Source organism: Aporhodopirellula sallentina SM41 (genome assembly GCF_000346505.1).
GTDB classification, from domain to species: Bacteria; Planctomycetota; Planctomycetia; order Pirellulales; family Pirellulaceae; genus Rhodopirellula; species Rhodopirellula sallentina.
Map to the genome: position 1 here is coordinate 1 of NZ_ANOH01000045.1, position 21789 is coordinate 21789.

General features: G+C 57.3%; 13 protein-coding genes and 1 tRNA gene. 10 read left to right on the forward strand and 4 right to left on the reverse strand.

Features of this window, described 5'->3' with window-relative positions; all coding sequences use genetic code 11:
* Positions 1 to 1683, reverse strand: a 1683-nt coding sequence (ilvB, locus tag RSSM_RS02005) for a biosynthetic-type acetolactate synthase large subunit (RefSeq protein ID WP_044300655.1), incomplete at its 3' end; no start/stop codon positions are given.
* Between the two features lie 179 nt (positions 1684 to 1862).
* Here ilvB and RSSM_RS32070 point away from each other — a divergent pair.
* The 4 genes from RSSM_RS32070 to RSSM_RS02025 all read left to right on the forward strand — a co-directional run bounded on the left by RSSM_RS32070 (position 1863) and on the right by RSSM_RS02025 (position 8033).
* Positions 1863 to 2306 (forward strand): fluoride efflux transporter FluC, encoded by a 444-nt coding sequence (locus RSSM_RS32070; RefSeq protein ID WP_081613664.1) that lies wholly within the window; start codon positions 1863 to 1865, stop codon positions 2304 to 2306.
* Positions 2303 to 5584 (forward strand): DOMON domain-containing protein, encoded by a 3282-nt coding sequence (locus tag RSSM_RS02015; protein WP_008673968.1) that lies wholly within the window; start codon positions 2303 to 2305, stop codon positions 5582 to 5584. Before RSSM_RS32070 ends, RSSM_RS02015 begins: the two co-directional genes overlap by 4 nt.
* Positions 5585 to 5588: 4 nt before the next feature.
* Entirely contained in the window at positions 5589 to 6848 is a 1260-nt protein-coding gene (locus RSSM_RS02020; protein ID WP_236620886.1) for a hypothetical protein, read from the forward strand.
* Positions 6849 to 7022: 174 nt separating this feature from the next.
* Complete coding sequence (locus RSSM_RS02025) at positions 7023 to 8033, forward strand: hypothetical protein (protein WP_063708998.1); 1011 nt, start codon at positions 7023 to 7025, stop codon at positions 8031 to 8033.
* 302 nt (positions 8034 to 8335) lie between these two features.
* Here RSSM_RS02025 and RSSM_RS02030 read toward each other — a convergent pair whose 3' ends face one another.
* Positions 8336 to 10030 (reverse strand): S1C family serine protease, encoded by a 1695-nt coding sequence (locus RSSM_RS02030; RefSeq protein WP_390174036.1) that lies wholly within the window; start codon positions 10028 to 10030, stop codon positions 8336 to 8338.
* A gap of 340 nt (positions 10031 to 10370) precedes the next feature.
* Here RSSM_RS02030 and RSSM_RS02035 point away from each other — a divergent pair.
* Positions 10371 to 10453, forward strand: a tRNA-Ser gene (locus tag RSSM_RS02035).
* 230 nt (positions 10454 to 10683) lie between these two features.
* Here RSSM_RS02035 and RSSM_RS02040 read toward each other — a convergent pair.
* Positions 10684 to 10872: a hypothetical protein gene (locus RSSM_RS02040; protein ID WP_008673978.1), complete on the reverse strand. Its 189-nt coding sequence runs from the start codon at positions 10870 to 10872 to the stop codon at positions 10684 to 10686.
* 331 nt (positions 10873 to 11203) lie between these two features.
* On the opposite strand from RSSM_RS02040, the gene RSSM_RS02050 reads away from it, so the two are divergent.
* Entirely contained in the window at positions 11204 to 12481 is a 1278-nt protein-coding gene (locus RSSM_RS02050; protein ID WP_008673981.1) for a DUF1559 domain-containing protein, read from the forward strand.
* A 345-nt stretch (positions 12482 to 12826) separates the two neighbouring features.
* Complete coding sequence (locus RSSM_RS02055) at positions 12827 to 14710, forward strand: tetratricopeptide repeat protein (protein ID WP_008673984.1); 1884 nt, start codon at positions 12827 to 12829, stop codon at positions 14708 to 14710.
* Between the two features lie 200 nt (positions 14711 to 14910).
* Here the strand turns inward: RSSM_RS02055 and RSSM_RS02060 are convergent, their stop codons facing one another.
* Positions 14911 to 15213, reverse strand: coding sequence for a hypothetical protein (locus RSSM_RS02060; protein WP_008673985.1), 303 nt, complete (start codon positions 15211 to 15213; stop codon positions 14911 to 14913).
* Positions 15214 to 15790: 577 nt separating this feature from the next.
* Here RSSM_RS02060 and RSSM_RS02065 point away from each other — a divergent pair.
* From RSSM_RS02065 to RSSM_RS02075, 3 genes are all read left to right on the forward strand, one after another.
* Positions 15791 to 18328, forward strand: a complete 2538-nt coding sequence (locus RSSM_RS02065; protein WP_008673987.1) for a GumC family protein — start codon at positions 15791 to 15793, stop codon at positions 18326 to 18328.
* Between the two features lie 401 nt (positions 18329 to 18729).
* Entirely contained in the window at positions 18730 to 20145 is a 1416-nt protein-coding gene (locus RSSM_RS02070; RefSeq protein ID WP_160168084.1) for an exopolysaccharide biosynthesis polyprenyl glycosylphosphotransferase, read from the forward strand.
* Positions 20146 to 20410: 265 nt separating this feature from the next.
* The gene (locus RSSM_RS02075; RefSeq protein ID WP_008673993.1) at positions 20411 to 21751 is read left to right on the forward strand and encodes a lipopolysaccharide biosynthesis protein; all 1341 of its coding nucleotides are present in this window, start codon (positions 20411 to 20413) and stop codon (positions 21749 to 21751) included.
* Positions 21752 to 21789 lie beyond the last annotated feature (38 nt).

Sequence of the window (21789 nt, forward strand, 5' to 3'; positions counted from 1 at the left end):
CGAGTCGATCATCTCTTTGAGAGCACCTTCGAGGTCCGCTTTGCGTTTGACCGTCGCGGCACCGCATCCGTAACCCTTGGCGATCTCGACGAAGTTCGGGTAGCGGTCGGTGGCGTATTCGAATCGGTCGGCTGAGCTCTTGCCCTTGGCTTCGTCGTGATGGATCGGGCCGAGGTAGGTGTGTGCCCGGTTCCGCTCCATGAAGCGATCTTCCCACTGCACCACCATACCGAGGTGTTGGTTGTTGAGCAGCAAGATCTTCACGGGCAGTTCTTCGCAGAAGCATGTCGCGAGTTCCTGGATATTCATCTGGAAACTACCGTCGCCGTCAATGTCGATCACGAGCGCGCCGGGATGGGCCGCTTGAACGCCCATAGCGGCGGGCAATCCGAAGCCCATCGTTCCTAGCCCGCTGCTGCTCATCCAAGTCCGCGGTTGGCGGAATTTGTAGAACTGGGCCGCCCACATTTGGTGCTGGCCCACACCGACGGAGATGTAGGTTTCGCGGTCGGCGGTCAGGTCGCTGAGCGTGCGAATCGCGTGCTGTTGCAAGATGCCATCGAATTCGGTGTCGTACTTCAGCGGGTATTTTGCTTTCAGTTCGGTGCAGTGTTTCTGCCAATCGCTGATATCGGGCTTCTGCACGATCCGGTTCAATTCGGTCAAAACCTGTTTGACGTCGCCGCGGACCGGAATGTGGGCCTGTTTGTTTTTATTCAGTTCGGAGGCGTCGATATCGACGTGGATGATCTTCGCGTCCTTCGCGAACGCCTCGACTTTGCCCGTAACACGGTCGTCGAAACGCACACCCAAGGCGATCAGCAAATCGCAATCGCGAACCGCGTAGTTGGCGTAGGCGGCACCGTGCATGCCCAACCAATCGAGCGAATAAGGGTTGTCCGGTTCGACCGAACCGAGCCCCATGAGGGTGGTCACCGTAGGGATGCCCGTTTTGGCGATCAGGGTCCGCAATTCCTCAGCGGCTTCGCCCATCACGATTCCGCCGCCGGAATAGATGACCGGACGCCGAGCCATGCGGATCGCGGCAGCGATTTGCCGGATGGTTTCGGGCGGCACCGTGGGAGTCGACGCGTCGTATCCGGGCAGGTCCATCGGCGGATCCATGTCGATCGCCAAATCGCTCAACTGCACGTCTTTGGGCATGTCGACCAGAACCGGCCCAGGTCGACCGCTCATCGCGACGTGGAACGCCTCTTTCATGATTCGCGGCAGGTCCGCGATATCGGTCACGAGGTAATGGTGTTTGGTGATACCACGACAGATTTCCACCATCGGGGTTTCTTGGAACGCGTCGCTTCCGATCGCGCCGGTCGGAACCTGCCCGGTGATACACAGCATAGGAATACTGTCGAGTTTCGCGTCCGCGATGGCGGTGACGAGGTTGGTCGCTCCCGGGCCGCTGGTCGCCATCACGACACCGATTTTACCGGTGCTGCGTGCGTAGCCTTGGGCGGCGAACGCGCCACCTTGTTCGTGCCGTGGCAAAATCGTCCGAATTGAATCTCCGAATCGCGTCAATGCCTGGTGCATTGGCATGCTGCACCCGCCTGGGTACGCGAAAAGTACTTCGACACCATGGTCGACGAGAGATTTGACCAGGACATCGGCTCCGTTCATCACGTGCTGCTCGGTGGCGGTAGACGTGCTCGAAGCGGTACTCATCAGCGGGGTCTTTCGATTCAAAAAGTAGTGGGGTGTAGGAAAACGGCGAGAATTCTAGCCTGTTTGGGAAGGATGGGCCCGGATGGCCCTTGCCTCGGGACAAGAAAACTTCCGATTCTTGACCCCTCAAAGTAAATTCCACGCAGCAAACTGACAATGGTGAAAACAGGGAAGTGTCCATGATCGGTTGGTCAATAAACCTAATTGCGGTGGCAATCGGTGGAGGTTTGGGCGCTTTAAGCCGCTACGGACTGACGCTGTTGTGCACTCAGTCCCCGCTATCGAAGCTTATTGCGAGCCTGAGTCACGTTGTGGGTGGTGGGGCGAGCTTTGCCATGACCATTGCGAATTTGTGCGGCTGCCTGATTTTGGGCGGCCTGTATCAGTGGGTAGAAACCCTCGCGGCGGTTGGGGAGACGCCCATGAATCCACGGGTTTTGTTGGCGATTCGGGTCGGTTTTTTGGGGAGTTTGACGACGTTCAGCACGCTCGTCGGAGATGCCGCGGTGCTGGGGACCGAGGGGAAAGCCTCGGTGAGTCTGACGCTGATGAGCGTCAACCTGATCGGTGGCTGCACATTGTTCCTGCTCGCCGCCGCCTCGGTTCGAGAGGTGCTCTCATGAAACGAACGCTGAAGAAGGATCGGATCGCCGCTTTCATAACAGCAAACGCGGCCCTCGCGGGGGCTTGGGGAGGCGATGCGGCAGAGGACGTTCGGGAACGCGAAACACAATGCTCGCGGGATTGGTTCGGGGCAGACTGTGGCGTACCGACAAAACGCGGCCGGGGAGGATTGTGGTTGGTGGCGTGGGTGCTGTGCGTGATTGGTTCGTTGGAGTTGGCGGGCGTCGCGGTCGCGGCAGAGCCCGATTCCTTCGATCTCGAGAGCGTCTCTTTCCAGCCCACTTATGTGTCTCCTGCGCAAATTCGCCGAGCAAGTTGTTTGCGGGCGGTCGCGTTTTCTCCGCTGGATTCCCATCGAACGCCCGAGGTGGCGTCGGTCGCCTATAACCAACCCCGCCAGGCGTCGGGTTCCATCGGAATCGCGGTCGGAGACGCCGGAACGATTCTGCGGAGTGACGATGACGGTGAATCGTGGTGGCCGATTGAATATGTTTCGGTGGTCTCGGAGGATTCCAATTCAGAGAACCCGCGATCGTCCGGAATGGCAGGTGGGCTCTTCAGCACAGGCATGCGATCGGGCCCCACCCGGCGAGAGCGAGTCGTGCCGATCCCGTTTTGTGAATTTTCGGACGTGTTGTGGCTATCCGCCCGTGATGTGGTTGTCGTCGGTGGTGGCTATGAACCAGTGACCGGAATCAGCCGCGGCGTGTGTGTGGTCAGCCACGATGCCGGAGAAAGCTGGATGCTCGCCGATGCGCACGAGCTGCCGCGGTTGAGAGCCGTCGCCCTCGGCGGCCGTGGAGCAATCGAGGCGGTGGGCGATGCGTCCGAAGCCAGCGGCGTGAACCGGTTCGGTAGTTACGACGGAGGCGAGAGTTGGGTCGAAGACATCCTGCCCTCCTCCGAAAAAGCGACCCGCAATCGCGTGGACGCCCCGAGAGTGGTCGCCACCTCATCCGGACAAGTCACGGTGGAAGACCTGTGTCAGGCACCGACCGGGTTCGAGTTCGCGGTTGCCTCACACGGCAGGGTTTTCCGCCGCGTGAAGGGAGAGACGACTTGGAGGTCTCTGCGCGGCGAGCAACGCCGGACCGGCGTCTTGTTTGTTGCATCCTCGGCGGCGACAGTCCCGTGGTCGATCGTGGGACGCGAAACGCTGCAGGAACAGAGACGGACGGCGATCTACCTCGATGAGGACGCGACGCATCGATCGGCAAATCGCAAGAATGATTCCGGGAAACAAAAATTGCTCGACCGTTGCCGGGCGGCCGCGGCGATGTTGGGAGTGTCGGAGGTGCATGGTTCCTGGAGTGACGGTTCGTCCGCGGATTTAATCGGCAGTACGTTGGCGGAGCGAGGCGTCGCTGATGAAACCGAGCGAAAAAGCGAGTGGCTGCGGGAGCATCGTCCCTCGGTTGTGGTTCTCGATGAGAGTCTCGGGGTGAGAACGATCCAATCGTGGCTCACCGTGATCGAACGAATCCGCACGCGGGCCTTCACTGAGCAATCGCATGCCACCGAGCAATGGCTCGGGCCTCAACGGATCGTTTTAACGCGTCCGCTCGACGCCGAGGGGCACGCCATCGATTGCGGTTGCGAGTCGCCACGGCCCTGGGAAAGAGCATGGAAGCACGCTTCTGTTCTCCGGGGCAACGCATTGTTAACCGGTGTCGGTGCGCTCGCTAACGACCTCTCCGTCGACGCGTTGATGATGGCAGCACCCGGACACGTTTCGCCTGACGCGATTGAGATTGCAACTCTCGATGACTCATCGGGGAGCGTGCGTCGTGATGTGTCCTTGGCCGCCGGTGTCGGCTTAACGACAGGACAAAACCGACAGGAAGGGCAAGAACAGACCGCATCCCACCGGCAGTTGCAGATCACAACGGCGCGGATGAATCAAACCGTTCGCCTCAAGGAAAAACTGCACGCAGGGGCAAAGCGAGAGCAGCCTCGGCAAGATCGAAATCAGCTAAAAATGCAGGTGGAACAGGTGCTCGCGTTGACCGCGCCGGACGACCGAACCAGGCTGTTGTGGGAAGGGTTGATCGGATGCGGGCAAGTCAATGGAGACGCCAATTTGGCGCGTGATGTTCTTTTGGAACTGTTGGCCCAAAACGCGCGTCCGGCATCGATTCGTCGTTGGGCTGAGCTGCGCTGTTCGGCGATGTCGACGAGCGTGGAAGCAAACATGGTTCGGGCTTTTGCGATCAAACGCCCAAGCGCATCGAATGATTCGGCCTCCGAGTTGTCGGCGGGCGAGGTGCCAGGCGATGCGCCGGAGAGCCACGCCGATGCCGGCGCGGGTGTGCAACCGCTGTCGCCGTTTCAGGTAGCTCCGGTTGCCTACTTGTCGGGGATGGAGTCGCATGGGCGACCGGCGCCGCAAATCTTGGTGCCCGAGACTCAGCGAACGGTTTGGCAATCCACCGGAAGGATGAACGGGTTTGCGAGTCCTCTATCTTCTCTCGCTGATCAAAAGGGACAGACATCGAAATCTGATGACAATTCGATCGCGGCGAGAGTCAACTGGGACTACCACCCTGTTGTGATGGCAGTCCGTGGTGTGGTTCCAATGGTCAGTAAACGTTTATCCGACCGTCAGCGTGGACGTGATGGCGACTCACTCGATCGGGATGGACTTGGTCGGGATGAGATGCCGGTTGCTGCGGAGCCCGCAAAACGTGCGGTGTCCCGTTATTCCCCGCCGCATGCTCGGCAACGACCATTGCTCGACGCCCGCGATGATGATGCGTGTTGGTCGATTGCCGATGTATGGGATCGCGAACAAGTGACGGCGAAGTGCGCCGCCGACGAGGACTATTTGTATGTCGCGCTGTATTCGGATCGGCCACGTCACTTCCGATTGCTGCTCGATTGTGATGGAGATTACGTCACGTCGCTGCAGTTTGACTTGGCACCTGATGGAACGCGGAGAGCCTGCGTCCACGGCGGGGCAGAGGTGAACCCGGTTTGGTACGCCGCGGTGGGCTCTGGTGACGCCGGCCTCGCATCGAAGGCTAGTAACAACGGGGCTAGCCGCAACATTTTGGGGAACGCGGTTCCCGGATCTGTGGAAGCGAGTCTCGGAGATCAGAGTCGTCCGCCAATCCGGATGTTCGCGGAAATTGCGATCGCCCGTTCCAGCCTTCCGGCGGCTGTTTGCAGGATTCACGCGGGCGTTGTTGCTCACGATGCCGACCCGAACTGGATCGTTATGCCCAACCCAAGCGAATGGTATCCCTCTCGGCAATTGACCTCCGGTCGCCAATACTAAGGTGATGAATACAGAAGCCGAATCGACCGAAAAGTCGCCCGAATCAACGCCTGGTGCTCCGACGATTTCGCTGGCGAGCGAGCAGAATCGGTGTGCGGATGAGTCTGCGCCCGCCGGCGACGTAGAGAGCCACCGCGATCGAGAATCATCCCGCCGCGACGCCAGCGACGCAAAGAAAATGGTGAAGGGGCCGGAGGAACGTTTGTTCGACAAAGTGCGAACATGGGTCGATGTGTTTCCGTGGCTGCGTTTGGTCCGCGTTTGCCGTGTCGCCGGAGGTCCGGTTTGGTTGACGCACTGTTTTTTAGTATTCGCAGTTTGGTTTGCCGGTGCGGTTTGGTTGACTCAAAATCCAGAGCATGTTGCCTTCGATAGCGATCTTCAGCAGCCGATGTCGGTTCGATCGGTCCTGGGTTTGGCGATTGGAACGGTTGCTTCACCGAGCGACGCATTCATTCCCCGCCTCCCGTTCGCCAATGAGTGGACAGGCGGTCTGCCGGGCGGCGAATTTTTATCGCAGCGATGGAGTTGGGTGCTCGTTGTTTGGACGATCGTGCTTTGGTTGCCGACTTCGATGGCTTTGGTTCGTGTCGGGGCGTTGCTGACCGCCGGGCGTGACACGCCGTCTTACCTCGTCACGTTTGGTGATGCTTTTCGGAGGATCGGCCGCGGCGTTTTGGTGGTGGTTTTGCCTACGCTGGTCGCAACATTTTTCGCCGGTATCGTTTTGGGACTGAACTGGTTTTCGAATTGGTTGGGTGGTCCATCGGACGTCGGCAACTGGGCGAACTGGTTGACGTTGCCGATCGTTTTGCCAGCGACTTTGGTAGCGGCCGTTTTAATCTTGGGTGGGCGAATTGCAACACCGCTCGCGTTGGCTTCGTTGATGGTCGAGCCGGACCCCGACCCGCTCGATTCGCTCAGCCGCGGTTATGAGTACACGCTTCGCCGGCTGCCTCAATTGGTTTTGTTGATTGGCGTCGCAACGGTGATTTCCGCGGTCGTGGTGTCCGCCTGGGCTGCGATCTGTCGGGTGGGCGGAAGTCTTTGTGGTGTCGTGTCCGCTCCCAATCCGGCCCTGATCGCCTGTTTGGAGCTGCTGCCCGCGGTGGTTGCGATCATGTTCCTTTGGGCGATGACCGGCGGCATTTATTTGCTGCTGCGACAATCGGCAGGTGGGCAAGAAGTGGAAGAGGTTGCGGTGGCGTCGGACCACTGGAAAGCACCCGACCTGCCGCCGGTGCAGTCTCCGCCGACCGTCTAACGGCATCCTTCGCGGTTGGATTTCTCGCGGATGCGTGCATCGATGTTGCAGTGCGGCACCGGAAACGGTCTTTCGACAAAATACCGAGATTTGTTAAAGCCGATGTTTCCATGCGAATGCGAAGAAGTTTCGTGCCGCTCGAGCCCACTCGACTGAACGATCGGAAGCATCCCGATGAAGTTAATCACCCCCACCTTTTCCGCCCGATCACTCCGACGCCGTGCGCCCGGATCGCGTTGCCATCGCGGTGTGTCGCGGCTGATCAGCGTTTCGATGTCGTCCGGCCGTCGCGGGATCGCGGGAATGGGTTCTGCATTGTTGATCGCATCGGTCGGTTGCCAGCATGCGGGCGGTCCGAACGGAACGGCGGTGGCACCGATCACTCAGCTCCCCGGCCAAGCACCGGTGGCTGGTCCGACGCTTCCCGCACTAGGTCCGTTTGGTGCTTCCGCACGCGTACCGCCCCCGGCGACCGGATCCTACGGAAACCCAAACGCGGTTGCTGGTTCGGCGATCGGCACCACTCCGGCGAGCTACGCACCGACGACGTTGCAGCCGATGAGCTTTAACCAACCATCCGTTGCGGCCCCCGCGTCCGGAAACCAGATCGCACTCGCCGGTGGCACCTCCTCGGCTCCGGCCGGTTCGGGATGGACGGAAACCAGTTCGAACCAGAGCGTGGTGATGAGCCCGCAAATGAATTTGTCAGGTGGCAGCAATTCCGGTGGCAGCAATTCACTGCGAACCGGTGGAATGCCGGTGAACGATCTCACCAACGCGCCTCCGCCTCCCGGGTACTCAGGTGGCTACGGCTACAACAACCAGGCCGGACAGTTCGTTGGGCAATCGGGCAGCGTTGGGTATCAACCGCCCGCGAATTCGCCGGGACAGTATCCGGCAACGCAGTTGCAGCCCAATCCAACTTTTAGCCCAATTCCACAGCAGAGCCCGAGTACACAACCGGTCAATCCGAACGCACAGTCGGGATGGAACTCAACGAGTCCACAGGGTGCCGGCAGCGCACTCTCGCCAACCCCGGCTCCTCCGAATTTGCAACCCTACAATCCGGCGGACGCTTCCCAGCCGATGTCCGGTGGCGGCTACGCCGATGCTGCTCCGGCGGCGAATCAACCGGCGTTCTCTTCGGCCGATCGTCCCGTTCAATGGCAGACCCCACGTCGCTAACCGGGCTGTTGATTTATTCGTTAAACGGGCAGCCAGAGGCGACTTACTTGCTACTGCAAGTCGCCTACGGCTACCGGTTGAACGAAAACAGGTTGACTCTTGATTAAATCGACAAACTGTTACGCGAGGTGGTTAGGTTACCGAGCGAGGTTCGCTGCTTCGCACTCAATTTGTTTGCGGCAGCGAATCAGTCTGCGACTGACAAGTCTGCAATTGGTCAGGTTGGCAACTGGTCAGCTTTGCAATTAAACAGGCCCGCAATCAGGCCACTCTCCGTCACTGCGGTGGACGGGATCGGTGGGTTACTCGTCCAGTTCAAACGGGCGAGTGCCGAGGTTGACGGTGACCTGGAGGTCTTCACCGTCGCGGCGGATATCCAGGACGATGGCCGCCCCTGCTCCGGCTTTCCCGACGATCCGCATGAGGTGGCCGACATCGAAGATTTCCTCTCCGTCAGCCTTACGGACAACGTCTCCGGCGAGGACACCGGCAACGCCGGCGGGCGATGATTCGCCTGCGATTCCCGTGACCAGAGCGCCTCGAACGCGAGTATTTTCGCTGGCCAGCATCTCGTCAGGAACTTCTTGCAAGCTGACGCCGAGGTAGCCGCGTTGCACGCGCCCGTTGGTGCGAATGGATTCGTAGATTTGTCGCGAAAGATTGCTCGGGATCGAAAAGCTGACTCCTTGGTAGGTGTCGCCGACGATTGCCGTGTTGATCCCGACCAAAGTGCCTTTCGCATCGACGAGCGGGCCGCCGCTGTTTCCGGGGTTCACCGCGACATCGCTCTGCATGAAGTCCTGGTATCGACCGCTGGCACCGTGTTGTTCGCCGGCGCGAACCCAACGATGTTTTCCACTGAGGATGCCGAACGTCACCGTCCGATCCAGGCCGAAAGGACTGCCAACCGCCCAAACCGGCGAGCCGACCCGCAGGGAATCGCTGTCGCCCCATCTGATAGGCATCAATCGGTCGGCTTCGATCTTCAGTACAGCCAAGTCCGTCAGTGAGTCGGAACCGATGATTTCCGCGGGCAGCCTGCGTCCATCTCCCAACGTGATCGAGATTGATTCTCCATCGGCGATGACGTGACGGTTGGTCAAAACGTATCCGTCGGCATCCACGATGACTCCGCTGCCTTGGTCGGACATCCCAAACATTTCACCGCCGAGTAGACGATGCATCTGCTCTTCGTTAGGAGCCGGTTTGCGTTTGACTTCGATGTGAACCACCGAAGGTCCGATCCGGGACGTCACCATTTCGTAGGCACGACTGAGTGAGTCGAGCGAGACATTTTTGAGGCCTTCACCGCCGGTTTCGTATTCGGCGCGGAGTTCGCCACGGTGCCACGAGTATCGAATCTCCTCCACAATGCGTGGCACGCTGAAGCGGGCGATCAGCAGCATGACAACCATCGACGCGACCAACGTCACGCTTTGAATGATTGGATTGGGGCCTGTTTTGACCACGACCGGGGACTCGGTTTCCGTGTCATCCGTTTCGGATTGGTCGGATTCAACAGCGGTGCCGGATGAGTCCAGTTCGTCCGTGGTGTCCTGGTTGCCTGTGGTGTCCTGGTTGTCTGTGTTTTCTGGGCCGGACGTGTTGTTTGGGGTGGCGGTGTTGTCGGAGGCGATCGTGTTCCCCGCGATTGCGGCAACGTTTGGATTGACAACTGTGCCCAGGTCGTCTGTTTGGGCGTCCTCACTGATCGTCGTGGGGAAGACGGGATCGGGGCTGCCTGGATTTGGAGGGGTAGGCGCCTCGGTCTGGCGTTCTGCGGTGGGGCCGAAATGCGGTGCGGCGGATGCCACTGTTCCTTCAACTCGCGTGGTGCTCGCGACGGGGGGAGGAGTCACTCGGCCTTGGATCGCGTCGCTAGTAATCAGCGGACCTGTCTCGGGTGCGGGCACTTTGAGGCGGAAGGAGACCAGCTCCTGTGGTTGAGGAGCCTGGTCGCGCGAGTTTGGCGGAGTGTCATCCCGCATGGGTGCCATCCTAAATGATCGAGTTGCGAGCCCTTCATGCAGGTGCGATCAAATGCCGCGGCATGAATCGGACCTCCCCGGTCCGGACCACCGATTGTAGCGAAACGCAAACGAAGCGGAACGAAAAATTGATAATTTAGGGGGCTCGAAGGCGATTTATTGACGGTTAAAGCGGTTTTCCTGCGTCTTGTAGGGATCTGAGCCGAAAGATGTGTCGGCGGGTGTCACCAATTGCCCGTCGTAGGCGGTTGCCAAAAACGCCACCGTAGAGCAAAATTAAACAAGTTGACTGCGGATCAGATTGTCGCAGGAAACTAGGTTGAGAAGGTCCGCCTCCTCGGTCGAATTGGGAGGATAAGCGAATTGGTGAGCAGCCTCACTGGAACTGAGGTACCCCGCAAGGGGCTGCGAGTTCGAGTCTCGTGTCCTCCGCTCTCTACGAAAAAAGCCCTGTCGGACACTGAGTCGACGGGGCTTTTTTTGTTTCGCATGATCACGTCAGCGACGCGAGTGTCACTCGCGGGACACCAAAACGCGGGGCAAATGCCTTCATGAGGGCAACAACTCGCATCGCTCGGATGGTCAGTCCGCAGGCATTATTCATCTCCCGGCTTTCGCGCCCCGCATTCTGTCTCGCGGTCATCTATCTCGATCGCCGGTAATCACTTGCCGGACATCGAATTTGCTTCCGCTTCTTGGCGGGCCTGGTCTTTCGCGTATTGGGCCTTGAAGTCAGCAATCTCTTGCTCACTTGCCCCGTCATAGGCACTGCTCGCGCCCGATCCGCCGCATCCGGCGAGTGTCGTCGAAATTACCACGCCAAAGCACAATGCATGAATAAAACGTTCCATTTTTCCATTAACCTAGGGTTTAAGAGGATCGATCCTTGTAATATTGTTATACAATAAGGCTTCGTCGGGAGGGTATCAACTGAGAGTTGGTGCATTCTTGTCGCCGAATCCGGGATCGCGGTCTTCTCGCTGAGAAGGAAACGACTCTGGGTTGCTTTGGTGGTTTTGCCCTTCGCGTGTTGGTGACAACTCGTCGATCAGGGGTACAGACGCTGTCGGTACTTCGTGCCGTTGCTCTGGTTTGCCACCTCGCAATTGCTTTGTTGTCGCGGTTGGGTACCAACCCAACTGACTCTTTTTTTTATGGGTTCTTTAGGATCGGATTATCAAAATGACGAATGGTCAAAAAAATCGAGGTTTCACTCTCGTGGAACTTCTCGTGGTCATCGCCATCATCGGCGTGTTGGTCGGGTTGCTTTTGCCTGCGGTGCAAGCTGCACGTGAAGCGGCTCGTCGTATGAGTTGCAGTAACAACTTCAAACAACTCGGTTTGGCTGTGCATAACTACCACAGCGCCTACAACGCGATGCCTAAGCACGGTACGGGAACGTATCTCCCGCGTTGGAGCTTTGGCGGGCACAACAACGAGAACAAATCTCAACTGAGCATGCTGGTTGGATTGTTGCCGTTCATGGAGCAACAGGCGGTGTGGGAGCAAATCGTCAACCCGCTTCAAAACACCAGCGGTTCCGGTCCGAACCCTTGGTACGCGATGGGTCCGACCCCACAGAACATTGGCTACGAGCCTTGGATGACGAACCTCCCGATGCTGCGTTGCCCGAGTGACCCGGGAACCGGTTTGCCTTCGATGGGACGAACGAATTACGCAGCTTGCTTGGGTGACAGTGCTTATTGCCAAATCGTTGGGCCGATGAGCCACGTTCTGACCACGCATCAAGGTTACGCGGAGCGATCGCGTGCTGCCGACCGCGGTGCGTTTGTCACACGCTATCAAACCAAGTTTCGCGACATCCTCGACGGTCTCGCCAACACCGTGATCATGGGAGAGATCGCCACTGACCTGGGTGATCGCGATACCCGAACCGACGCTAAATTCTTGAGCGTTGGCATTGGTGTTCCCACGACCGCATCGACTCTTGGTGGCAATCCTTCGCTGTGCCAAGACGGCACCGACCCGACTCGTCCTCAGTTCTGGGCATCGGGCACCGACAATTTGGGCAAGACAAACTCGAGCATCGGCCGTGGCTACAAATGGGCATCGGCGTTGCCGCTCTATACCGGTGTGACGACGATCCTGCCGCCCAACTCGGCGGTCTGTGCCTCGACCACTCGTTACATCCACGGCGGCACCGCCTCGGGTAGTAACATTCCAGGCGCCGGTACGGTTACCGCTGCCGACGGCGACCAAGCCAACGGTGTCTTTGCGCCGAGTAGCCGTCACCAAGGCGGTGTTCACGTCCTGATGGGCGATGGTGCGGTCAAGTTCATCACCGACTCAATCGAAGCAGGTAACAGCCAAGCTCAAATGGTGAGCTGGGAAGGTGTTGCCGGAACTCCATCGTCGACCCCTGGCTCGAAGAGCCCGTATGGTTTGTGGGGAGCTCTCGGTACTCGTGCATCGAAAGAGACGATCCAAGCCGAGTTGTAATCACAGCATCCATTTGTTCGACTCTTGATGTGCGAATGATGTAATCGAGAACTCGGGTTTCCTTGTGGAACCCGAGTTTTTTCTTTGCCCTCTTTCGTGTCGTTTACCCAAGCGGTCTGCGTTTGCTGTCGGTGGCTTCCCAAGCGATCGAAGGCGTTGCCCGTTGACTGGTAAGCTGTCCCGTTGACTGAGTAACCATGTTGGTGAATCGGAGTAGATCAATTGTCAAAGCGAAGACGTCGTCCCTGTCGATCGCAAGGAGAGCGTCGTCCAACTCCGCTTCGAACCCGAACTCAGCGGTTCTGGCCGATGTTCGTTGGGGGGCTACTCGTTAGTGCGGGGGCAATGATTCTGGTTTGGAAGATTCTAGTGTGGGGAGTGATCCTTCCGAGCCCACCGCACGCTGCCACGCGGAACAGTGATTTGATGTTGTGGCAGTCAGAGATCGAACCAGTCTCCCAGTGGGGGCGTGCCTCTGAAAACGAACAAGCCGGCGACGCGTTCGTTCCTCCGACGGGGGATCGCATCTCGAAAGGTTACATAGGGACGGCCGAGTGTCGCCGGTGTCACGAGTCGCAGTTCGCGTCGTACACAGAAACCGCACACTGGCGTTCCTGCCGAGTGAGTGATCCCGAGCAGGAACCCCAAGGAGCATCATTCGAGCACGCCAGGTCTTCTTCACGGTATGACGTGTTTCGAGAGAAAGGCCGATTGTTCCATCGTGAAACATTGGTCGGTAAAGAGGGACAGACATTGTCTGTGATCGAATTGCCCGTCAGTTTGACGGTCGGTTCAGGAACCCATGCACGCACCTATTTGTGTGAATCCGATGGTAAGTTCGTGGAGTCGCCGATTACCTGGTATCGAGAGGCAGGTTGGGATGTGTCGCCTGGTTATGACCTGCCGATCCATCCTTCATTCTCGCGGATGGCGTCCGACGATTGTTTGTTCTGTCACGTAGGAAGAGTTGAACGCTCGCAGGAAAATAGTCGCGAGTGTCGAATCATCGAGCATTCCATTAGTTGCGAACGATGCCATGGTCCTGGGGAAGATCATCGACGTTTTCATGTGGATGGCGCGACCGCACGTCTTCGTGATTCCTTAGACGTCGAAGACCCGATCGTTCATCCGAGCCGTTTGAATCGGGGACTCAGTGAAGCGATCTGCCAGCAATGCCATCTGCAGGGTGTGGCCTTCGCGACTGCCGCGGGTGCCACTTTGTGGGACTTCCAACCTGGGGAACCGCTCGGGAAAGTACGCACGGATTTTCAGCATTCGGGAACCGACGAATTTCAGGTTGCCGGACATGTCGAACAGTTGCACAAGAGTGTCTGTTATCTCGGTTCCGATACGCTTACCTGCATCACCTGTCATGACCCGCACTACCAACCACCGCAAGAATCGCGAGTCGACTACTACCGGCAAAAATGCATGCAGTGCCATGAATCGGAATCATGCGATGTCGACGATGCCACTCGAATGGCGAGGAACAACAATGCCTGTTCCCAATGCCACATGCCTCGTCGGGCGACGGACGTGACGCATGCGGCGTTGCACCAGCATCAAATCGGTATTTACAAAGGAGAGCCTTCTCCAAGTGTGGAGCCCGTCACCGAGCAGAAGTTGGTTCCATTGGTGGAATACCGTGAACTAGCTCAATCCGAACAAACTCGCAGGACGGTTTTGGCTGTTCACTATGCGGTGACTTCCGGTGTCCCTCTCCAGCAGTTGGCTAGGCAAATTTCCTGGGCGATTCAAACGGCATACGACGCCGTGAAGTCGGGCGAGGCGGACGTGGCGGTTGAGTCGATGTTGGCTCGCAACATGATGTCGTTGGGTGAGCACGACACCGCGGTGCAGTTGGCCGCGCGAATCCTCGTTCACGCACGAGATGGAACGCGGGAGAACAATGAGGCCCGTGATATCTTGGGAGAGTTCGCCTTGGCAACCCAGAACAACCAGGATGCTTTGTTGCAATATCGCCAGTTGGCGAAGGTGCGTCACGATGCGAACGATTGGTATTTACTCGGCGTGTGCGAACGCAACGCGGGAAACGTCGACGCAGCGATCAACGCCTTCCGCAGAAGCCTCGCGATACGGCCTGACCTAATCGTGTCGCACGTCGCGCTAGAGGAATTGCTGATGGCCGACGAACCTGAGTTGGCGAACTCCCATCGGGGCGTACGCCAAGCGTTGCAGGCTCTTCATACGGAATTCAACCGAAACTGACCCGTCGCATGGGCGACCGCAATTCATTCGACACAGATCATAGAACGCGGCTTTTTCAAAGTAGCCAATTAGTGGTGCGTCACGATCAAGAATGAGGGTTCAAGGGCGTAGCGAAAGCCGCCAAGACTTTGTGTGATTCACGAACCCTCCCGACACTCTTGGCGAGTTTCGCGATCCTAAACCGAGGCTTTGACCCACCGCTAGTAACGCGTAATCGTTTCATGCAAATTCAAGATGACACGGCAGACTTGGGACCATGCTGCGAGACGTGCTGGATCGTCTGACGTGCTGGGGGAGTTTCCGATGCGGATGAATTTGCTTGCTTCTTTCGGATTGTCGCGAAATTTCGTGAGTTGCCGATCAGAGAAGCCCCGCAACGATTCGGCTTCCCAGTTGGTGGCGTACCTCGCGACCGCTCTCGTATGGGCTGCGTTGAGGTCGATCTGTGGGCATTGTTCGCTAAGCGTTTCGTTCGGCGGTGCGATGGAAGATAGGCCGGGCATACGTAAATCAGGTGGGTCCTTTGTGTTCACTATGTGGCTGGGTGTCCACTTTTTCGCGGTTGCGAAGTGTGGAGAAAACGCTCCGTCTCTTGTCTCTCTTGAATGTCCCAATAGATCGCGTGATGTAGCGGTGCCGGTCCGATACGAACCCACAAGGGGGAACTCGCTACCGTTCAGAATTTTGTCTTTGGTTTACGCTTGAGTCCCCCCGCATCACGGTTACTGTTTGACAAATCGGGTGCGGGGAAATGCTCATGTTGATCCCCGTTCACGCGATCTTAATAAAAAGGGGCCAGCATTCATTGTTGGGTATTCGGAGGTGGCAGTTGTGTTGCTTTGAAAGTAATCGCTGTCACCCATGTGCACGAAGTGTGCGCAGTTTCACGGTGGTTGTTTTTGGCGGGGCCAAGCGACCTGTTCTTCGCTTCGTTGCTGTGGAAGTGACCGTAGTTTTCTTTTTGTCCCCTTTTATATATTCGGCCTGCGGTTTCTTGATGGCTGGTCCATGGTTGCGAGGTCTGTTCTTGCGTGCAGACGGCAACCGCAGGGTATTTTTCCGCGATTTGGGGTAGGGTTCATGACAAACCAAGAAGACGATATCGACGGTGACGACTTTGAGTTGGATCTCGATGTTCTGGGGATTCTCCGTCGTCGTTATCACCTCATTGCCCTCGGTGTGTTTGTGGGGGCTCTGCTGGCATGTTTGTTTTATGTCAAGCAAGTGCCGGTCTATCAGTCGAATCTGGCTGTTTTGGTCGGGCACCGTTCTGCGGATTTGAACCGTGCGAGTTCGAGCAGTCTGCTCGAGGGAGCAACGACAATTGAGGACGTGATTCTGTCGACTCACATGGAGTTGTTTCGGAGTCGCAAGGTGATCGAGCGTGCCATCAGTGTGGCCCGGTTGGATCGAACCGTTGGTGAGATTCAGGAGAATCTGGCTGTTGGTCGGGGCGGTAGTGGCGATGCGGAGGCGGCCAACATGCTTACGGCGACCTTCCAGGATGAGGACCCCGAAATGGCGGCCAAGATCCTGCAGGCGGTCTACGAAAGCTATTTCAGTTACATCGACAATCAGTCCAGGGCCATTGGGTCGGAAGCTGCCGATCTGATCGCGAATGCACAGCTCAAGAATGAAGAGACGCTTCGGCGTGCGGACAAGGCATATCGAGAGTTCTTGGCCTCGATGCCCGCTCTGGTTGATACCAATCAGGATGGTGAGGCGTCTCTTCAGGACGTTCATCGGATTCGGTTGGCGCAAATTGAGTCGGAATTGTCAGAGACGCGAAAGAAGCTCGCTCAAGTGCGGGCGCGGCGACAGACCATACGTGATTTTGTGGGCGGGCGCAGTCGTGATGAGATTACGGACGCCGAGGTGCTTGCGATTCTTACCGAAGAGGAATTATCGCGACTGAAAACACTGGTTACCTTGAATCGCGGTGACCAAGACGATCTTGAGTCGGTCATGTTGTCTCGCTATCTGTCGCAGCAGTCGGCCAAGTTGGAGTACGACAAAATGCTCGAGCTATCGAGCAAGCTGAGTTTCTTGAGATTGACTTTGGGGGGCGGCCACCCGTCGGTGCGAGAGGTCGAAAACGAGATCGAGAGTCTGAAGCAGTACGTTGCCAAGCAGCAGCAGGACAAGCCTGAGGTTGCTGACGACGAGGTCGTTGTGTCGACCGTGGATATGTTGGGGCACTATTTTAACGTGCTCAAGAGCGATGTCCGAGAGTACGAAGCGCGTGAAAGAGATTTGGGTTCGCTTGCCGAGGTGGAGGCGAAGGCTGCCAAAGAGGTGCAAATGGCGTTCATGGAGGGGAACTCCTTGAAGGCGAATCTGGATCGGGCGCAGGCTCGTTACGATGAGGTTTTCCAGCGGTTGCAGGAGATTAACCTGACTAATGATTACACCGGGTTTTCCACTGATTTGCTGGTAACACCCTCTCCCGCGATGCTGCCTGTTTGGCCTGCTAAGTCCAAAATCGCCGCCATCGGAATCTTGCTGGGGGCGATGTTGGGGGCGGCGCTCGCAATGATTGCGGAGTTGCTCGACCGTACGTTCAAAAATCCCGAGGAAGTGGAACGAGTTGTTGGTGCTCCCATTCTGGCTCATTTGCCACTGTTGAAGACGTCCAAGTTGAAGCGGCATGTGCGGCCTGGTTCGGTGGTCTCACCAATGATTGTCGCTTTTCATGCTCCCCGTAGCAGCGAAGCGGAGACGTTTCGCGTGCTTCGTACCGGGATCATTTTTCGGTGCAAGTCGGAGGGGAAGCGTGCATTCATGATTACCAGCCCGAGTCCGGCGGACGGTAAGTCCACGATGATTGTCAATCTCGCCGCCTCCATGGCGCAAACGGGGAAGAGGGTGTTGTTGGTCGATGCGGATATGCGTCGGCCTACCGTCGCAGCCAGTCTCGGTGTCTCGGCTGAGTATGGCTTGGTTGACTACTTAAAAGGGAAGGCGGGGTTCGAAGATGTCTTGCACCCGTGCGAGCAGGCCGGTCTGTTTGTCTGCACCGATGGTTCGCGAACCAGCCAGCCTGCGGAATTGTTAGAGACCGATCGTTTCGCCGAGTTCATGGCCGAGGCGCGATCCGCATTCGATGTGATCTTGATCGACACGCCGCCTCTGCTGGCAGTGGCGGATCCGGTTATTGTCTCGGAGCACGTGGATGGTTGTCTGTTGGCTGTCCGTGTGGCCAAGAATAATCGCACCATTGTCCAGCGTGCCGCCGAGATTCTCGATGAGCATGGCAGTCGCGCGATGGGCGTCGTCATCAATACGCAGAGTCCGCGATCAGGCGACTACGGCTACAGTTCCTATAACTATTACGGCAAGAAAGAGAACGGCTACGTCGCCAGCTACCGCCGCTATTATGCCGCGTCGGATGTTGCAGACGAAGAGACGCCTGTTTCATCTTCTGCCCGCTTGTCTGCGGCGAAGTTGCGGGGTGTCTCGGGCTTGCCGGCCCAGGAAGGGAGGCCCAGCCGGATCGATGTGTTTGCTGATGGCCCCGTTATGGAAGAGCAGTCCGTCAATGGGCACTCACATGAAAATGTGAAGTCAGGCGGACTCAACGGAGTCGCGAGCACCGAGGCTCGTCTGTCCGATCGTTAGGGCAAGGCCCGGGAGTTTGGTGTGCGGGCGAGGGCATTGGTCTCGCTGTTCGCTCGAGCAGCAGCCGGGCCTTTTTGCGGGCTCATTCCAGCGTGCGAATCATCCGCGTTGGTCGCCAAGGTGGTAGGCCTTTTTGGCTTTATTAGCAGTCAATGAGCCGTCGAGCTCGCGTCGTTCAATGTTTTTTAATCGCGTACTCTCTCTGCATCGTTAGCACCTGTTTAAGGGGTAGCATGATGGAACTAGCACCAAACGTTAATTTGGCAGATTTTGAGAAGACAGCCAGCTACGAGAGGCTTCAGGCGCCGCAGGATATCAGGCGGCCCACGCCTCCGGTTGGTGCGGATCCGATTCCCAAGATCGATTCAGCAACCGCGCTAAGGCTTGGTCGAATTCAGGCAATGCGAGATGTCACATCCGCGGTTCCGCTGCTAGTCGTTGATGTCCTCGTTGCGGTAGCAGCCAGTCTGGTTGGGGCGTGGCTGAGTTATTGGTTGGGGGCGCCACTGCATCCGGTTTTTCCCTACGCGATCGTGTTCCTGACAGTGTTTCTGCAAAGCGTGCACGGCCTTTATCCCGGGGTGGGGATTCAGTATCCCGCAGAGTTTCGTGGGGTTCTGCGCACGAGTGTGTTTGTGAGCCTAGGGATCGCGTTTGCAATGGTGGCCCGCGCGAATCCGTCGTTCTTTCATGTTTTCAGTTGGTTGGCCGTTTCATCTCTTCTGTTCTTAGGGCTGGCCTCGCTGCGTCCGATTGCGCGGCAAAGGTTAAAACGTTATGACTGGTGGACGCAGCCGGTGGCGGTCATCGGCAGTGGGGAGCGAGCGATGCGTCTGGTGCAGCGGATTGATGGGTTGGGGCACGAAGGGTTTCGGGCGGCAGGGTTGATTTCCGACATGGGGCAGACTTGGTCGGCGAATCATTCGGTTGCTGTGTTCAGTTCGCGAATGCCGCTGCGTTGGCTCGGGCCGCAGGCTGAGCTCGAGTCGATTCTCAAGAGCGAGTCGATCTGCCGGGTGGCGGTCGCTGATCGTGAAACCGTCGGTTGGCGAGACTTTCACTGCTTTCATGGGATCCCTCATGTCATGTTGCCTGGTGATCTCGGGCAGCAGCCGATTGAGCGCATGCGGATGCGTGAGAACAGCGGCGAAGTGGAGATTTGTTGTGACACTTCATTGGTGAACCCAATGGCCCTGACGATCAAACGCGTGATGGATTTATTTTTGGTTGGGCTGGCCGCGCCGATCTGGCTGTTCGTGATGGGGGTGATTGCGGTCGCCATGAAGTGCATCGACCCCGGTCCGATCTTTTACCGCCAGAGCCGCGTGGGGCGGAATGGAGAGTTGTTTGATGCGATGAAATTTCGCAGTATGGTCGTGAACGCAGATCAGAAGCTCGAAGACTATCTAAGCAATCACCCGGAGATGCGAGCCGAGTGGCAGGCCACGCACAAACTGCAGAATGACCCGCGGATTACAAAGATTGGAGCCTTCCTGCGGAAGAGCAGCCTGGACGAGTTGCCACAGCTATTTAATGTCTTGAGGGGCGAGATGAGCTTGGTAGGTCCGCGGCCGATCGTCGACAGTGGCAACTATGACCGTGAGTACATCCAAGAGCACCCCGATGTTTATGAGCTGTACCGGATGGTGCGTCCCGGAATTACTGGGTTGTGGCAGGTCAGTGGCCGCAATCAAACATCGTACAAAGAACGCGTCTTTTATGATCGGTTCTACCTGCACAATTGGTCGTTAAGCCAGGATATCTTCATCTTGTGGCGAACAATTAAAACTGCCCTGTTCCGAGAAGGCGCCTGTTGAGGCATTCGCCGCTCGCTCAGGCTTGGATCGCACGGTCAATATTAATCCTCCTGGCAGGAGGGGCGAGCGAAGCGAGGGGAGGTCGAGCGGTCAATCAGCTGCCCGGCCCAATTTGTCTCGCAGCATCGTCGTCTCGCAGTGTCGTCCCGTCACAAGGGCAAAGCGGGTTGAAGACTTCGGGCGCAATTAAACAGACCTGAAGATTCCCAGCTCCACGCAGGCACAAGTCAGCTTCAGTTCCCAAACCACGCCACTCGCGATTCCTTTGTCAGATACACAGGCAGCACCAATCGATCCAGCCGTCCTAGACGCAGCGCACCCGGCAAACGCGGTCAGGCCGCGATTCGCCAAGCTACGTGAATGGACCAAGCTGATCGCCATCACTGGCTCCGCTCAGGCAACCGTGCAAGCGATTGGATTCATTTGCGGTATTTTGGTCATCCGTTGGCTGTCGGTCGAGCAATATGCGCTTTACACGATCGCTAACACGATGTTGGCGACCATGACGATGCTGGCCGATGGTGGCATCGCTTCGGGTGTGATGAGTCAGGGTGGGAAAGTTTGGCAGGACGAGGCCAAGCTGGGAACTGTGATTGCGACCGGAATTCATCTACGGCGAAAGTTTGGCCTCATCGCATTTTTGGTCGCCATCCCTGTGCTCAATTACCTTTTGCTGAAAAATGGCGCCTCCATTTGGCAGGCCATCGCTATTTCGGCTTGTTTAATTCCGACGTTCGTGTCTGCATTGACTGGAACACTTTTGCAGATTGGACCAAAACTGAATCAAGACATCCAATCATTGCAAAAGATTGAAGTGACAAGCAATATTTGGCGTCTTGCAATGAATGCGGTGGTCTTGTTCATTCTCCCGTTTGCCTCGTTAGCCATTTTAATGACAGGGCTTTCACAAGTTTATGCCAACTGGAAACTGAGGACTCTTTCGGCGAGGCATGCTTCTCCCCTGGAGCAGCCTGACCCAGAAGTCAGCACGAAAATCCAAGAACTCGTCAGGCGTATTCTGCCCACTACGATCTATTTTTGTTTAAGCTCACAGATCACGATTTGGATTGTTTCCATCCTCGGCAACCCATCGTCGATCGCACAAGTGGGGGCGTTGGGAAGGATCTCGGTACTCCTTTCCGTTTTGGTCAGTATCCTGGCAACGTTGATGGTGCCACGCTTTGCACGCATGGAACAGAACCCAAGGCAAGTTGCCGCGAAGTTCTACCAAATCGTCGTTGGGCTTTTCGGTGTCTTGATCTTATTCAATATCTTTGCGTGGGCGTTTCCGGACGCGCTGCTTGGGTTGCTTGGTGACAAATATGCCGGCCTGCAGATGCTGCTCCGATGGTCTCTCGCAGCCGCCACGTTCGGGACACTGAATCGGGTGACGAGCCAGCTGATGAATAGCCGAGGTTTGGTGATGCCTCCAACCCTCTATATTCCGCTTGCCATCATGGCACAGATTGCGGCCCTCGCGTCCCAGGACTTGACCCAATTGCAAGGCGTCTTTGCTGCGGCGATTCTTTCGAGTGGTTTCATCTTTGTCCTGAGGAACGTTTACTTCTTGTTTGCAAATCGGGATACTAAGGTGGCGGCTTCGTGACAGACTTTCAGCAACAGCTCATACATCCAGGCAAAATC